The organism is Paludisphaera borealis (assembly GCF_001956985.1).
GTDB classification, from domain to species: domain Bacteria; phylum Planctomycetota; class Planctomycetia; order Isosphaerales; family Isosphaeraceae; genus Paludisphaera; species Paludisphaera borealis.
The window spans coordinates 4,706,749-4,722,011 of sequence record NZ_CP019082.1 but is presented as its reverse complement, the minus strand read 5'-3'; the positions used below and the strand labels follow the sequence as shown (position 1 = coordinate 4,722,011).

The window sequence follows — 15,263 nt, the reverse complement described above, 5'->3', positions numbered from 1 at the left end:
AATTCAGCGCGTCGCCTCGGCCAGCGTTTTCGTCCGGGCACCGATCACCCGCGATCCGGCGACGGCTCGATGGGCCGTTTCCTGAAGGAAGCGGGCGTAGTCAGCATTGATTCCTCGGGGGCGGAACGCATTGCCCACGACCGACTTTCCGTAAAGCACCTCGTAGAACACACAGCCGCCGAGGTACTCGCCGGCGACGTTCGCGTGGTGGCCGTCGATGTCCAGCGCGTACCGACCGCCGCCTCGTTTCGACCACTTCCAGCCTAAGTGCAGCGAGTGCGTCTGCTTGGGCAGCGCGGGGAACGTCGCCTTCGCGAAGTCGAATTTCGGATCGGGCCGATAGCCCCATTCGGGATCGGCGTCGGCCAGGTGGAAGGCGTCGCCGACCGGGATGATCGCCGCGCCCAGCTCGCCGGCGATCGTCCGGTAGGCGTGGGAGAGGCCCCGATACATCGCCTCCTGGTCGGCCGGCTCGCCGGGGCCGGGCGACTTGACGGCGAACCGGGGATCGTCGCGACGGTAGGCCCACGTCTCGTGGACCAGCACCTTCGCGCGGGGCGATTGGACCCGGATCAAGTCGACAAGCCGGCGGGCGAACGGCCGGTAGGTCGAGACGTCGTGGCTCTTGATGCTCGCCTGCTGGATCGTGACGTAGTCCCACGGCTCGGCGGCCAGCTCTTGCTTCAGGCTCATCTTGGTGGAATAGAGGCCGCGCGGATCGTTCGGATCGGCTTCATGACGCTGGAATTTCTCCCAGTGCTGTTCGAGAGTTCCGCCCGGGATCGCCGCCTGATGGTGCACAAGGACGTCGCCCGCCGCCGTGACGACGTCGGACAGATAGTGCGTGGCGTTCCCCGAGAAACTGTTGCCCACGGTCAGCAATCGCACCGTCCTGGGCTCCTCCTTCCCCGCGCCGACCAGGATCGGCAGAACGAGGATCAGACTCAACCGCCCGACATATCGAGAAATCGGATCCCGCATCGCGATTCGACCCCAAAGGCTTCGGCTTGTCCGTAGAGGCGGAACGACGAGGCTCCCTCGCGCGCGGTACGTATACGTACGGACCTCGCTCGCCGACCTCGTCTCTTAACCTAACAAACCGCCGAGGGAATCGTAAGAATCCCAGAATCCGGCTTTCACTTTCGTCCCCGATGACTCGACGCTTTTTCCGCCAGCGAGTGAATCGATTCGAGCGGCCGACCAGAAATTCACTCGCTGGCGCATCGGGCTCGTATCCGGACCCGGACCTCCCTCGCATTTTCATGAGGCCGGGTGTCCCGACGGCGTCATGATGGTTTGTAATTCACTCTCCCGATCGTCCCGCGGTCGGTCCCACGAGTTACTTCCAGAGCACGTCGACAACAATTGCATAACATTCATCACAAATCACACAAGACGTCACGCACTTTTCAAGGCTATTAAATAAGGGAACCGGTATCGGGATCGGTCCGAGCGGGCTTCGGCGGCACGGCGGTTGCTGGCAGTGGGGAGGAGAAGTCGGCGAGGTCCGACGTCTCGGGACGTCGGAGAGTCACCCGGTTTCGCAACACCAAGCGAGCGAGCATTCGCGAATGTCGCCGGTTGGGTGGAGGACGCACCATGGCCGTTGATTTACTCAGCAAGATGAAGGTTTTCTGGACCAGCGAGGCGATTCATCAGTTGAGCGTAATGCTCAACGCGCAGCCCGATCGCGTGGAACAGGTTCTGAGCCTAGGCGCTCCCACGATCCTCGCCGGGCTGCTCAAGGCCGCGACCGGGACGACGGACGCTCACCGTCTAGTCGATCTCGTGAGCCGCGAGCCCGAAGAGATGGCGCGGTTCGGCGGGCTCTCGGGCCTGTTGAATCATCTGGCGGGTCTCGGCGACGTCGTCGGACTCGACCCACTCGTGAAGTACGGACGGTCGGCGCTCCGGTCGATCTTCGGCGACAAGCTGGACGCCGTGCTGAACCTCATCGCGACCGACAGCGGCGCCAAGCCGGCGACGGCCGCCACCCTGATGAGCCTTCTCGCCCCCACGCTGATGGGTATGATCCGCGAGGAGACCGCCACGCGCGGGCTTACCGGCGACAGCCTCCGCAACTTCCTCCTGACCCAGCGCGACTCCATCGCCGCCCTCGCGCCCGGCAAGCTCGCGGAGACGCTGGGCGTGCGCAGCCTCGCCGATCTCGGCACGTGGACCGATCCCACGCGCACTCCCTCCCCTTCCCCCGGTGCCGCTTCTCCCGGCTTTGCGAAAGGAACACCCGCATCCGTCCACTCGACGACGATCCACCGCACCATGCCCGTCTCCAGAGGCCCCTCAGCCACGCGGTGGGCGATCCCGCTGGCTCTGGGGATCTTGGCGGTGGCGGCTGGCTACTATTTCCTCCCGAAGGCCAACCCTCCCAGGCCGGAGAACAAACCAATCAATACGGCCGACCTTGCTCGAAGCGCGCCCCCCGCGCCCGACAAGACGGTGCACGCCGACGCGCCGGCGGCGTTGCGAGACGACGTGACGTCGCCCGCGACGACGGCCGACGGCCGACGCGTCGTCGAGACCGGCGCCCAACGGATCTCCCTGGCCCTCCCCGGCGACGCCACCGTCGAAGTCCCCGAGGGCTCGTACCTTGAAGCCGCCGTCAAGATGCTCCGGGACGAGACGGCGAAAACGGCCCAGACCTTTGAGGCCGAAGGTCTCGCATTCGACCAGAATTCCAAGCTCACGCCCGACTCGGTTCACTCGGCCGAACACCTCGCCACGATCGCCAAGGCGTATCCGAAGGCGAAACTCAAAATCGAGGCCCGCGAGTCGCCCGGCGGGGCCGACGACCAGAAGGAACGCCTGGCCACCGCCCAGAAACAAGCCGATGCGGTCCGCGACGCCCTGATCGGGGCCGGCGTCCCTGGCGAGCGCGTCGTCGCCGAGGTCCGGGCCGCCGACTCGCTCGACGCCCCCATCCAGACCAAGAAAACCGCCGTCTACGTCGTCATCATCCCCCAGTAACCAAGACTCAAAGGCCGAAATCGGGCGAGCGAGCGGTCGCGCGTCGACCGCTCGCTCGCTTCGTTCTTGGCGCGTCTGGCTTCTTTCACCGTCGTCGGCCCGCTATTCTCAGAGGCATGGCAAGAACGCGACGCGGCGGGGGAGTCTCAAGGCGCGCGAGCGCCGGCGATCATGTTCGGGACGATTCGATACGAGCAGGCGGTGTACGGGAGCTTTCCGTTCTGGAACCGCGGCTACGCCGTGCTGGCCCGCTCGGAAGGTTGCCTCCCCGAATGGCTGGAAGCGATGCGGAACGCCTGCCAGGGGTTCGGCGAGCGGCCGTCGGGCGTCGAGTCGTTCCGAAGCCACTTCGCGACGCCGGTGGGACGCGCGCAGTGGATGATCGTCCAGGCCGATTCGCTGGGGTGCGACGACCAGGGAAGGCCCGGCGCGACGGCGTTCCATGCCGTATTCGTCACCTCGTGGACCTATCGCCGGGCGAACGCCGACCCCCTGGTCTTCGTCCCGGCCTTCCGCGCCGACTGGACCCTCGACGACCAGGAACGCCCCCTGCCGCAAGGCGCGTTGAAGGTGGTTGCGAGCCGCGAAGATCCGGCGGCGGCCCTCGATCCGCGCGTCGAGCCCATCGTCTCGGCCCTCGTTCGAGGACGCCGGGCGATCATCCAGTCGCCGACGCCGGCCGACGCCCTGATCCGATCGGTCTGGCGACGGCTTTCCGGCAGGACGCGCCGCAAGACCTCGGTCGCCACCTGGGCGTTCGGCGACGCCAACCGGTTCGACCTCCTGGCGACGCCTCGGATCGGCGGCCTGACGCTCGACGGCTCCGAGCTGGTCCTCCCCCTCGATTCCCCGCAGCCCCGGCCGTAGAGAGAGGAGATCGAATCCGTTGAAACCGCGCATGGCAGAGCATCGACCGGGTCTCGTCGTTCGTTGGATCGGGTGCATCGTCTTGCCGGCGGTCGTCGCGGCGGCCGTTGCGGGCTGCTCGCGAGGCGAGACGGTCACGGCCGACTCGCTGGCCGCCGCCAAGGCGGTCTGGGCGCGCGCCGGAGTTCGCAATTACCAGCTCGAATGGAAAGCGTCGGGAACGAATTCCGCCCACTACGTCGTCACCGTGCGCGACGGCGCGGTGACCCTGATCGTGTCGCTGACCCCAAAGGGCGACGAGGTCCCGGTGCATCCCGCCGAGACGAAGTTCTACAGCGTCGACGGTCTGTTCACGACGATCGCCGACGAGCTGGCGCAGCTCAAGACCGAGCGCCCGTTCGGCCAGCCCCCCGAGGCCAAGGTGGTGATGCGCGCCCGCTTCGACCCCAAGCTCGGCTATCCGGTCTCGTACCACCGCGACGTGCTGGGCACCACCCAGGGGCTCGCCATCGACGTGATCCACCTGATCCCCACCATTATCCCAGTCAACCCGGACGGTTCGCCGAAAACCTGAAACTCCTTTCATCTCGTCCGAAAGTTCCGTAACCACGGGACGAGGTGGACTATACTTCCAGGAGAGGAGCCGGCCGTCGTCGTTTCGGACGCCCCGAAGGGCGTTCGCGCGGTTGATCGCGCGCCGAGATCGAAGCTCCGGTCGTCCCGAGGTTGATCCGGATCGTGATGAATTTCAACGGCCACACCCCAAATCAGGAGCGTAGCTGGAGCCGCCACGCGGCCCGGTACAACGACGTCTTTCTCGATCCGTACGCAACGGACGTCGTGAACCCGCTCTGGCAGGCGCTCGACGCAGTTGGCGACGCCGGCGCCAAGACGGCGGCCGACCTCGGCTGCGGCACCGGGCCGCTCCTGGGCCCGCTGCTGGGGCGGTTCCGGCGGGTCGTCGCCCTCGACTTCGCGCCGGGGATGATCGAGCGGGCGCGGGAGCAGGTTGCGGAGGCCGATCGGGCGCGGGTCGAATTCCTCCAGCGGCCGATGGACGACCTTGCCGACCGCGTGGGGACGATCGACGCGGCGGTGGCGATCAACTCGCTGGTCATGCCCGACGTCCGGTGCATCCAGCGCACGCTCGAAGCCGTGCGGGCGTGCCTGCGACCGGGCGGCGTGTTCCTGGGGATCGCGCCGTCGATCGACGCCATCCAGTACCACACCCTGCTGCTCCACGACCAGGCCCTCGACCATGGGATGGAGCCGGCCGACGCCGAGCGGTTCGCGGCCTTCCACGCCGAGCATCGGTACTATGATTTCGCGTTCGGCCGGTTCAAATTTCGAGGGCTCCGACAGAAGTTCTGGCACGGGTTCGAGCTCGAGCACCGGCTCGCCAGGGCCGGCTTCCGTTCGATCACGGTGAGCAAGGTGCTGTACCCGTGGGACGACAATTTCGCCGGCGGCGCCGAGCTGGCCGACTGCCCGCCGAGCTGGGATTGGTTCTTCCGGGCCGAGCCCTGAATCGAGGCGGCCGGACCGCCCGCGCGCCCTTCCCATTGTGCGAGGGCCCAGCTCTCACTAGTCTGGAGCTGAGCATCAACGGCGAACTCAAGGGTCCCCGTGGAGAACGGTCGGATGTCCGCGGCGCGACGTGACGAGCCGGAGCAGGAAATCTCGATCAGGCAGCGCGAGCACGAGCTGTTTCGCAGCCACGCCGACGATTCCTCGGCGGGGCCGGCGAGGCCGTTCGCCGACTACCTGCGCGACACGCCTTCGGCCCCGCTGCCGGCCTGGGTCAAGGCCCTCCTCTGGGGCCTGGCCGCGATGGTCGCCCTGCTGTTCGCGGCCGCGCTCTGGCGGTCGATCCACAAGACGCACGCGCGAGCCCCGAAAACCCCACGGCCGAGCGTTTCGTCGACCCCAGGCCCTCGACCCGGTCCGATCGCCGCGACGTCGCCGCGATCGAGACGCCCCGCATGCTTTTCGTCTTCGCCGAACCAGGAGAGTTGACCATCATGACGACGCCTTCCACCCCGATCTTGCGAGCCGCCGGCGCGACCGTGCTCGGGCTGCTTGCTCTCGGCGCCTCAGCCTCGGTCCCGGTCTCGGCTCTGGCCCAGGCCCCGCAGGCTCGCGAGGCCGACGGCGCGCTGCGCGCGATCGACGAAGACTACAGCCGCAAGCTTCACGAGCTGGAGCGCGACCGGCTGAACCGCCTGCAAAAATTGGCCGCCGAGCGCCAGCCCAAGGAGGCCGCCGCCGTCTACCAGCAGCTTTTCCGCCTGGCGATCGCGGGCAACCTGTTCGTGGAAGCCGAGCCGGCGGCCGACTCCGTGATCAAGGGGGGCAGCCCGTCGCCGACGACCAGCGCGCTGGCCCACCTGGTCAAGCTGGTCGCGGAGTGCGACCGGGGCGACTACGACCAGTCGCTGATCGACCTCCGCTCGATCATGGCGAAAGTCGACAAAGCCGCCGCCGAGGGCGAGCCGGCGGTCGCCCTGACGTCGGAGGAAGTGGTCTCGATCTGCGACGCCTACTATCAACGGCTGGTCCAGGGCGGACGGTTCGACATCGCCCGCAAGGCGTTCGAGCTCGCCGTCGAGCACGCCGATCAGCCCACGGTCAAAGCCTTTCTGAGCAGCCGGCTGACCCGCCTGAAGCTGGTCGGCGAGCCCGCCGCGCCGATCCAGGGGGTCGACCTCGACGGCAAGCCGTTCAGCCTGGCCGACGTCAAGGGCAAAGCCGTCCTCGTGGTCTTCTGGGCGACCTGGTGCCTGCCCAACGCGGCCGAAACCGAGTGGCTCCAGCAGGCCTATGAAACGTTCCACCCGCAGGGGCTCGAGATCGTGGGCGTGAACCTCGATCTCATGCAAGAGGGCGCGCCGAAGCTCGAAAGCCTGCTGCCGAACATCCGCCGGTTCGTGTTCGACTACAACGTCCGCTGGCCGACCCTGGTCAACCGTCCCGCCGACGGCGACGTCGCCAAGACGTACGGCGTCACCGAGATCCCCGCCAACGTCCTGATCGGCCGCGACGGCAAGGTCGCCGCGATCGACCTGACCAGGAAAAACTTCGAATCGACCGTCTCCAAGGTCGTCGGCCGCTGATCGCGGCCGAGCCCCCGGGCGATCCGACGGCACCGATCAGGGCGCCGTCGCCGCCTGCCGCAGCGAATCGTAGAGCGAGAGCAGGAACGAGTGGAACGAGTCGGCGACGACCGGCGTGGCCGTCTCGCGGATTTCCTGGAGCGCGGGACGTCCGTACTCAAGCAGTTTCTGGCGGGCGTCGGTCGCCGAGCCGATCGTCGCCCGGCCCTGGTTCGCGACCTGGGTGAGCACGGCCAGAGCGGACTGGTCGGAGGCGTCGCGCTTGGGCTTCAGATCACCGGAGATCGGCGAGTCGGCCGGCCAGACGAGCGTCTGGCTCTGGTCGAAGAAGCTCGCCAGCGACGGCGCGGTCTTGGTCGCCGGCGCCGCGGCCGTGGTTCGCTCGACGGGCGGGGCCGCGGGCGTCCGATTGCCGAGCGACGGCCCCAGGTTGACGGGCGAGCTCGCCGGGCTTCGCCGCCGCTGGACGTCGTAGCTCGGCGTGAACCCGTTGTCGCGGATGCGATTCACGTAAGAGTTGGGATTGCCGGCGTACACGTTGTTCGAGGCCGGCCGGCCGGCCCGCGCGGCGTTGAGCAGCGCGTGATCGTTCAGGAAGTTCGTCGGCGACGGTACATAGTTGAACCCTCCGATCCCCCATCCCATCCCACCGAACTGGGCCCTCGCGGGTGTCGATCCCCCGAGCGATGCGGCCGCGCAGGCGGTGAGCGTCAGCAGGATTCGGCGCGCTCTTGTGATGCTCGTCATCGAACGTTCCTCGGAGCTGTAAGTTCGTGAGTGGCGCCGAGCCGACGCTCGGAGACGGCGCGATCGGCCCGTTCAGGGCGACGAGGCCCCCGGTCCATGCTCTCATTCTAAGCGGTCGACACGCGAAATGAAGAGCACAGACGGGCGGATTCGGTCGATCTCGGCGTCTGGGTTGTTCCATGACTCGCCAAAAACACGAAATCCGTCCTCTCCGCCGTCGAGTGGGTCTCGAAGGCGGAGAGGACGGATTCCTTGGGCGGGCGGGTCGCCGCCGGCGGGCGGGGCCGGCGGGCCGGTCGTGGTGGAAAGCGACTCGATCAGGTGCCGAATTCGGGTCGGCGCTGGGAGAGCTGGGACTGAAGCCGCTGGATGATCGACGAGTGCATTTGAGACACGCGCGACTCGCTCAGGTCGAGCGTGGCGCCGATCTCTTTCATCGTCAGCTCTTCATAATAATACAGAATAATAATAAGACGTTCGTTGCGGTTGAGCCCCTTGGTCACCATCCGCATCAGGTCTTTGCGCTGCAGCCTGTGGGTGGGGTCTTCGCCCTTCTTGTCCTCGAGAATGTCGATCTCGCGGACGTCCTTGTAACTGTCGGTCTCGTACCACTTCTTGTTGAGGCTGATGAGCCCCACGGCGTTGGCGTCCGACGCCATCTTCTCGAACTCTTCCATCGGCAGGCCGAGCCGCTCGGCGAGTTCGTGTCCGGTCGGCGGTCGGCCGTGCCGGGCTTCGAGCTCCTTGCGGGCCTCTTCCATCTTGGTGGCCTTGGAGCGGACCAGGCGGGGTACCCAGTCCATGGTCCGAAGTTCGTCGAGCATCGCCCCTCGGATTCGCGGAACGCAGTAGGTCTCGAACTTGACGCCGCGCGTCAAGTCGAAGGCGTCGATCGCGTCCATCAGGCCGAAGACTCCCGCGGAGATGAGATCGTCGAGATCCACCCCCTCGGGCAATCGCTGCCAGATGCGCTCGGCGTTGTACTTGACCAGGGCCAAGTAACGCTCGACCAACTGATTCCGCATTTCCGTGGTGGGGTGTTCCTTGAACTCCCGCCAGAGTTCGGTTACATCCACATCCACCTTGGTTGACATCCTGACCTCCGTGTCGGCTGCGCGAGAGGACGCACATCCATGTGCTTCCGGGACGGACGATGACTCTACCGGCGGCTGCGAGCGATGTGTCCGACTTCACCGTCGCCCGGTCTGAAATCGATATTTCCAGGACCGCCGCGAGCGGTGCGCCCCGCCCCTTGCCTCTCACCTATCAAGGAACTCGAACCGTAATCTTTATCGGACGACCCGACCAACCAGCTTGAACCTCGTCGTCAGAAGAATCCGAATAATCCGCCGAGCATAACCGCGCCTCCTTGCTTTGTTTCCACACCATTCAAGTCCGTGCCTCGCCGGCCGCCTAGCTCGCGATCCGGCCGGTCTTCCGTCGTGTTCCAAGGCCCAGCAGCGAGCCCGCGTTCCGCAACGGTTTCCACGAGTCGGCGACTTCGCCGGCAGCTCGACGGCCGCCGCCCCCCTCGACCGGGCGTGGGGCCGGCGGTTCGTCCGCCAGCTCCTTCCAGTCGCGTTGGGCCTGCACCAGCCGTCTCAGGTTCTCCGCCTGGTCCGCCATCGCCCCTCCTCCTCTGGAAACCCGCCGCGCGTCGCGATCGCTCGCGGTTCACGCGATCGACTCTTCCCCCAGAATCAGCCTGGCCAACCGGCTTCGGTCGGCCTCCTCGATGTCGTCGGGGACGGATTGACCGGTCGTCAGATAGCTGACGGGACGATCCGCCCGCCCGAGGATCGCGGCGAGCGCGCCCAGACTCTCGGCTTCGTCGAGCTTGGTCAAGAGCAAGCGGTCGGGACGCGCCGGCGCGAACTGGTCGGCGGCGGCTCGAAGGCTCCGCTGCGACGTCGCCGCGCTCAGCACCAGATGGACCTCGTCGGGCCGAATCCGGGCCAGCAGCTCGCCCAGCTCTTGGATCTTGGGCTCGTCCCTGGGACTCCGGCCCGCGGTGTCGACCAGCACGAGGTCGACGTCGCCCAGCTCGTCGATCGCCTGCCGGGCCGACTCGGGGTCTCTCCCCACGGCGAGCGGCAGGTCGATGATGTCGGCGTAGGTCTTCAATTGTTCGATGGCCGCGATCCGGTAGGTGTCGACCGTCAGCAGGCCGACGCGCAGCCCTTGCCGCAACTTGAACCGCGCCGCCAGCTTGGCGGCCGTCGTCGTCTTGCCGACCCCCGTCGGTCCAACGAGCGCGACGACCCGCCGCGCCCCCGACACCGCCCGGATCGGCGGGGCGATCGCCAGCGCGTCTTCGAGCGCCTCGCGGACGGCTCGAAGCGCGTCGCCGGGAGTCGCCAGGTCTTCGGGCGTGGCCGCATCGGCGACCATGCGGACGAGTTGGCGGGCCAGCAGCTCCGGCACGTCGGCTTCCAGCAGGCGGCCGTAGATCGGCGTCAGCTCGCTCGGCAGGTCGAGCATCCAGTGGTCGAGCCTCCCCTGGCGGCTGAGCGTCTCGACCATCGTATGAATCCGCCCCAGCTCCGAACCCAGGCCGGTCGGCGGCGACGAAGCGGAAGCCGAAGCGCGGCTCACGGCCGACGCCGGCGCTCGGACGGCCGCGGCGAGCGGGTCGGCGGGCATCGTCAACGACGCCTCGACCTCGATGCCGCCGCGCGGACCGAGGCCGAAGAGACGGCGGCGGCGAACCTCGCGGGCCGCGAGGATCACGGCGTCGCCGCCGAGGTCCCGCCGCACCCGCGCCAGCGCCTCCTTCATCGTCTTGCCTCGGTACGTCCTCGCGTTCATCGACATCTCCATCCGCCTCTTTCGCCCTCGTCGTCTTTGTCTTCAGCCCGTGATGTTCACGCGAACGCTTCGGTCGTGGTGAACGCGCCGATTTCCTCGGGAGCCTCTTCGACCACCGTGCCGAGCACCTCGACCGGTGTATCGCGGGGGATTTCCCGCTGGCTCAGGATGACCAGCCCGGGCAGGTCGACCCGGGTCAGATCCTTGAGCACCGCGCGGGCCGTGGCCGACGTCAAGACGATCGGCGGCAGGCCCGCGTCGACGAGCGCGCCGACGGCCGAGGCCGCCGCGCGGAGGATGTTTCGAACCGTCTCGTCGCCCAGCGCCTCGGCCGGATGCGTATCGTCCTGCCCCGCCACGACCGAGAGCCGCGTGTTGAGCGCCTGCGAGAGCGTCACGACCCGCAGCCGGCCGTCGGCCGAGCGATGGCTTTCGGTGATCTGTCGCGCCAGGCTCTGGCGCACCTGCTCTGTCAGCGCGGCGATGTCCTTGGTCTTGCCGGCGTGGACGGCCAGGGTTTCGAGGATCGTCTCCAGGTCGCGGATGCTCACCTGTTCGCGGAGTAAATTCTGCAACAGCCGCTGAAGCTCGCCCGGCCGCAACAACCCCGGCACGACCTCGCCGGCCAGCGTGGGCGCCGAGGTTCGGACGCGGTCGAGGAGGCGTTCGATCTGGTCGCGGGTCAGCAGCTCGTCGGCGTGGTTGCGGACGATCTCGCCGAAGTGCGCGGCGACCACCGCCGCCGCGTCGAGAATCTTGCAGCCCGCCAGCTCGGCCACTTCGCGCCCCTCGGCGTGAATCCAGACCGCCGCCTGGCCGGTCGTCGGGTCGACGGCCTCGCGGCCCTCCGGAGGCTCGGTCATCCCCGCCGGCGGGATCGCCAGCAGCCGACCGGCGTAGGCGACCCCCTGCCCCACGATCGTGCCCCGGATCTTAACGCGATAGTCATGCGGGGCCAGCCCGATCTCGTCGTGAATCCGCACCTGCGGGACGATCAGGCCCAGCTCGCGGGCCACGTTCTGGCGCACGGTCCGCAGCCGTTCGAGGAGATTCCCGCCCCGGGTCGGATCGGCGAGGCTGATCAGCCGGTAGCCGATCTCAAGCTCAAGCAGATCGACGTGCAGCAGGTCTTGCATATCTTCGGAAGGAGCGTCGGCCGTGACCCGCAGCGTCTCGGTCGGCGTCGATTCGGTCGGCCGCGAGGCCGCGTGCTCGGTCGATCGCCGATGCGACGGCTCGTCGCCCCGACTCGACGACCCGCGATCGGTCCGTCGATTGCTCGACGAGGCGACCGGTTCGGAGTCGGCCTCATGTTCGGTCTGTTCGCCGCGGCCGCCGGTGCTCAGGTAGATCGCCCGGCCGCCGAGCGCGGCGGCGAGCGTCAAGAGCGGCAGCTTGGGGAGCGGCGTGAACGCCAGCAGGCCCAGAAAAACGGCCGACGTGCCGAGCACGCCGGGTTTGCTCGTGAGCTGGCCGACCACGTCGCGGCCGATGTCGGTCTCGGACGACGACCGCGTGACGATCAGGCCGGCGGCCAGCGAGATCAAGAACGCCGGCACCTGGCTGACCAGGCCGTCGCCGATGGTCAGCTTCGTGAAGACGTCGACCGCTTCCCCCAGGCTCATGCCGTAGTTCACGACGCCCAGGAACAGGCCGCCGCAGATGTTGACCATCAGGATGACGACGCCCGCGACGGCGTCGCCGCGGACGAACTTGCCGGCGCCGTCCATCGCACCGAAGAAGTCGGCCTGACGGTAGACCTGCTCGCGCCGAGCGTGGGCCTGGCGCTGGTCGATCAGGCCGGCGTGAAGGTCGGCGTCGATGGCCATCTGCCGTCCCGGCAGACCGTCGAGCATGAACCGGGCGGCGACCTCGCTGATGCGGGTGGCGCCCCGGGTGATGACGACGAACTGGATCACGACCAGGATCGAGAACAGGATCACGCCGACGAGCACCTGGTCGCCGGCCACGAACTCGCCGAACGATCGAATGACCTGCCCGGCCGCCTCCAGCCGATGCTCGCCGCCCCGCGTCAGCACGAGACGCGTGGTGGCGACGTTCAGCACCAACCGCGTCAGCGTGGTGGTCAAAAGGATCGTCGGAAAGGCGCTGAATTCCTGCGGCGTGCGGATCGCCAGGGTCGTCAGCAGGACGAGCACGGCGAGCGTCAGGTTGCCCGCGAGCAAGACGTCGAGGATCGCCGGCGGGATCGGCACGACGAAGACGAGCACCGCCCCGACGATCGTGATCGGCAGGATCAGGCCCGTGGCTCGCCCCGAGAGCGAGGCGAAGGAATTCGACGTCGAAGGAGGCATCCGTGGCTCTCCAGCAATCCCAAAAATGACGATGGACCCGATGACGACGCGAAAACCCGATCCCCCGCGCCGTCGGTCCGGCCGGCGTCCTGATTCGGACAGGCGCGGGCGTCCGGACCTCCCGAGGGAGTTCCTCTACTTCGCTGACTTACCGGGCCCCCCGAACTCGCGAGACCCCACGACCGGCTTGCTCGAAACGAGCCGGAGCCGGCCCGTGTGATGTGTGCGGGAACCTTACTTCCGACGCCGAAAACTGTCCAGTCCGAAAGCCGTCCGGCCGGGGGGTTCCGAGGTTCGCTCACGACGCCGGCCAGACGCTCCGAAGCTGGGACAGGAGCAACGGGTCGACGATCGCCGACCGGGCCGACGCCGTATTCGGCTGCGAGGCCAGCCGGAGGGCGAGCTGCGGCGCCTCGCACGACGGAATCCGCGCCTGGCTCGCGGCCCGGCGCAGCGAGTTCCCCGCCTTCCCCTGGGCCGCCGCGCGAACGCCGATCCGCCGCGGCGGCGGACCGCCGCTCAGCACGACCGTCAGGCCCGCGTCGCCGTGCAAAATCAGGGTCGCGCCGGTGAGCAGCTCCGGGGTCGCGTCGCGCCACGACTGCACCAGCCGACGCCGCGACGCGCGGACCCTCGGGTCCCCCTCGACCGCCTTCTGATCCTCGCGTTGTTCGTCGGGCGTCGTCCGGAGCATCGACTCGAACCGCGCGAAGCGGAGCCCGTAATCGACCAGCCCGACGACGACCATCAAGACCGCCAGCACCCGTATGGGGCCCAGCAGCACGCTCATCGCCGATTGCGCGGCCGTCGGGAAATCGAGCAGGCTGAGCCCCTGCAAGGCGCTCCACTGCGACCGAATCCCCCACCAGGCGACGGACGCCAGGATCACCACCTTGACGATCGACCAGACGCTCCGCTCGAACCGGCCCGAAAGCCCCCCTCCCCGGCCGATCCGCCAGAGCCGCGAGACGTCGGGCGCGATCAAGGCCGGCGCCCACAGCCCCCGAACCTGCGCCTGATGAGCACCCGCCGCGCCCACGAGAAAGCCGCCGAGGATCATCCCCAACGGCGCCGCCACGCGCAGAACGTCGCCGCGAATCCGTCCCGCCAGCTCGACGGGATCACTCGACGACGCCAGGGGCTGCACCAGCGGGGCCCGCGCCAGCTCGATCAAGACGCCCGCGAGGTCCTGCCCCCAGACGCCCAGCACCACGACGGCCGTCAGCCAGCCGACCGCCGCCGTCAGCTCGGGGCTGTGAACGACCTGCCCCTCCTCGCGGGCGAGCAGGCGACGGCGTTTGGAGGCGGGCTGAGTGCGATCTTCCGACATGCTCACGATCCTGCGAAGAGAACGGCTTCGACCGTCAGACGCCCCAGCCGCTCCAGGCGTTCGTCAGGCAGACGATCAACGTGGCGAGACTGGCCGATACGAGCAAGACGCCGAGCGCCGCGCGGATCGGCAGCGAGAGCGTCATCAACGGCACGCTCGGCGCCAGCCGGCCCAGCCAGCCCAGCGCCACGCCCGCCGCCGCCAACGCCACGGCCGGCGGCGCCGCGGCGCGAACCGCCAGGGCCAGGGCGTCGGCCGCCTGGCCGAAGACCAAGTCCGCCGTGGCCCGCTCGAAGACGAGCCGACCCGCCGGGATCGTCTTGAAGCTCTCGATCATCGCCTCGGCCATCACCAGCGGACCGTCGACGGCCAGGAACGTCGCCAGCGCGATCAGGCCGTACAAGTGACCGAGCGCGGTCAATTCCTCGCCCGTATCGGGATCGAACAAAGCCGAGGTCGACATCCCCGACTGCGCGGCCACAAGGTCCCCGGCCTGCCGCGCTGCCGCCACGATCAGCGACGCCGACCAGCCGATCAAAGCGCCGATCAACAGTTCGTTGAGAACCAGCCAGACGATCGCGCGCCCCGATTCGGGCGACACGACCAGGGGCGTCACCACGGGGGCCAGCCACGCGCCGAGCAGAACCGCCAGGACGACCCGAAACCGCATGTCGAGCCCCGGCGCGGCCAGCACCGGCGCGGTGAAGCAGACGCCGGCCGCCCGGGCCGTCACCAGCAGCCAGACCGCCGTATTTGCGGTGAACCAGGCGTCGAACGGCGAACCTTGCATCGAAGACAGAAGACTCTCGCCTCCCGCTCACCTGTGAGTCAAAGCAGGTCGGGAATCGAGCCGATCAGGTCGACCGTGAAGCTCATCCAACGGCTCAGGAGCCAGGGGACGAGCAGGAGCAAGACGGCGATCACCGTCACCAGCCGGGGCACCAGACCGACGACCGGCTCGTTCAACTGCGTGAGGGTCTGAAGGATGTTCACGATCAGCCCGACCAGCAGGGCCGAGGCCAGCAGCGGCCCTCCCAGCAAGAGCGTCATCCGGAGCGCCTCGCGGGTCCAATCCGTCACATGACTGATATCCACGCT

General features: G+C 68.1%; 15 protein-coding genes. 6 read left to right on the top strand and 9 right to left on the bottom strand.

Annotated elements, in window-relative coordinates; all coding sequences use genetic code 11:
- Positions 1-3: 3 nt before the first annotated feature.
- Entirely contained in the window at positions 4-948 is a 945-nt protein-coding gene (locus BSF38_RS18270; RefSeq protein ID WP_210405619.1) for a DUF4886 domain-containing protein, read from the bottom strand.
- Positions 949-1,599: 651 nt separating this feature from the next.
- On the opposite strand from BSF38_RS18270, the gene BSF38_RS18265 reads away from it, so the two are divergent.
- From BSF38_RS18265 to BSF38_RS18240, 6 genes are all read left to right on the top strand, one after another.
- The gene (locus BSF38_RS18265) at positions 1,600-2,985 is read left to right on the top strand and encodes a DUF937 domain-containing protein (protein ID WP_076347979.1); all 1,386 of its coding nucleotides are present in this window, start codon (positions 1,600-1,602) and stop codon (positions 2,983-2,985) included.
- A 171-nt stretch (positions 2,986-3,156) separates the two neighbouring features.
- Positions 3,157-3,852: a hypothetical protein gene (locus BSF38_RS18260; RefSeq protein WP_076347977.1), complete on the top strand. Its 696-nt coding sequence runs from the start codon at positions 3,157-3,159 to the stop codon at positions 3,850-3,852.
- A 31-nt stretch (positions 3,853-3,883) separates the two neighbouring features.
- Positions 3,884-4,426 carry a DUF6174 domain-containing protein gene (locus BSF38_RS18255; protein ID WP_237170514.1) on the top strand — a complete coding sequence of 181 codons (543 nt, stop codon included), beginning with the start codon at positions 3,884-3,886 and terminating at the stop codon, positions 4,424-4,426.
- A gap of 167 nt (positions 4,427-4,593) precedes the next feature.
- Positions 4,594-5,379 carry a class I SAM-dependent methyltransferase gene (locus BSF38_RS18250; RefSeq protein ID WP_076351095.1) on the top strand — a complete coding sequence of 262 codons (786 nt, stop codon included), beginning with the start codon at positions 4,594-4,596 and terminating at the stop codon, positions 5,377-5,379.
- Between the two features lie 114 nt (positions 5,380-5,493).
- Positions 5,494-5,868, top strand: coding sequence for a hypothetical protein (locus tag BSF38_RS18245; protein ID WP_076347975.1), 375 nt, complete (start codon positions 5,494-5,496; stop codon positions 5,866-5,868).
- A 5-nt stretch (positions 5,869-5,873) separates the two neighbouring features.
- Positions 5,874-6,965 carry a TlpA disulfide reductase family protein gene (locus tag BSF38_RS18240; protein WP_168189409.1) on the top strand — a complete coding sequence of 364 codons (1,092 nt, stop codon included), beginning with the start codon at positions 5,874-5,876 and terminating at the stop codon, positions 6,963-6,965.
- A gap of 36 nt (positions 6,966-7,001) precedes the next feature.
- Here the strand turns inward: BSF38_RS18240 and BSF38_RS18235 are convergent, their stop codons facing one another.
- From BSF38_RS18235 to BSF38_RS18200, 8 genes are all read right to left on the bottom strand, one after another.
- Positions 7,002-7,712 (bottom strand): hypothetical protein, encoded by a 711-nt coding sequence (locus BSF38_RS18235; protein WP_145952214.1) that lies wholly within the window; start codon positions 7,710-7,712, stop codon positions 7,002-7,004.
- Between the two features lie 317 nt (positions 7,713-8,029).
- On the bottom strand, positions 8,030-8,806 hold the full coding sequence (locus BSF38_RS18230; protein ID WP_076347969.1) for a FliA/WhiG family RNA polymerase sigma factor: 777 nt from the start codon (positions 8,804-8,806) through the stop codon (positions 8,030-8,032).
- Positions 8,807-9,125: 319 nt separating this feature from the next.
- A complete protein-coding gene (locus BSF38_RS18225) occupies positions 9,126-9,338 on the bottom strand; it encodes a hypothetical protein (RefSeq protein WP_076347967.1) in 213 nt (70 codons plus the stop codon).
- A gap of 48 nt (positions 9,339-9,386) precedes the next feature.
- Positions 9,387-10,520 (bottom strand): flagellar biosynthesis GTPase FlhF, encoded by a 1,134-nt coding sequence (flhF, locus tag BSF38_RS18220; protein WP_076351093.1) that lies wholly within the window; start codon positions 10,518-10,520, stop codon positions 9,387-9,389.
- Between the two features lie 56 nt (positions 10,521-10,576).
- Positions 10,577-12,835, bottom strand: a complete 2,259-nt coding sequence (locus tag BSF38_RS18215; RefSeq protein ID WP_076347965.1) for a flagellar biosynthesis protein FlhA — start codon at positions 12,833-12,835, stop codon at positions 10,577-10,579.
- A 298-nt stretch (positions 12,836-13,133) separates the two neighbouring features.
- Positions 13,134-14,165, bottom strand: coding sequence for an EscU/YscU/HrcU family type III secretion system export apparatus switch protein (locus BSF38_RS18210; RefSeq protein ID WP_076347963.1), 1,032 nt, complete (start codon positions 14,163-14,165; stop codon positions 13,134-13,136).
- 34 nt (positions 14,166-14,199) lie between these two features.
- On the bottom strand, positions 14,200-14,955 hold the full coding sequence (locus BSF38_RS18205) for a flagellar biosynthetic protein FliR (protein ID WP_076347961.1): 756 nt from the start codon (positions 14,953-14,955) through the stop codon (positions 14,200-14,202).
- Between the two features lie 38 nt (positions 14,956-14,993).
- Entirely contained in the window at positions 14,994-15,260 is a 267-nt protein-coding gene (locus BSF38_RS18200; protein ID WP_076347959.1) for a flagellar biosynthetic protein FliQ, read from the bottom strand.
- Positions 15,261-15,263 lie beyond the last annotated feature (3 nt).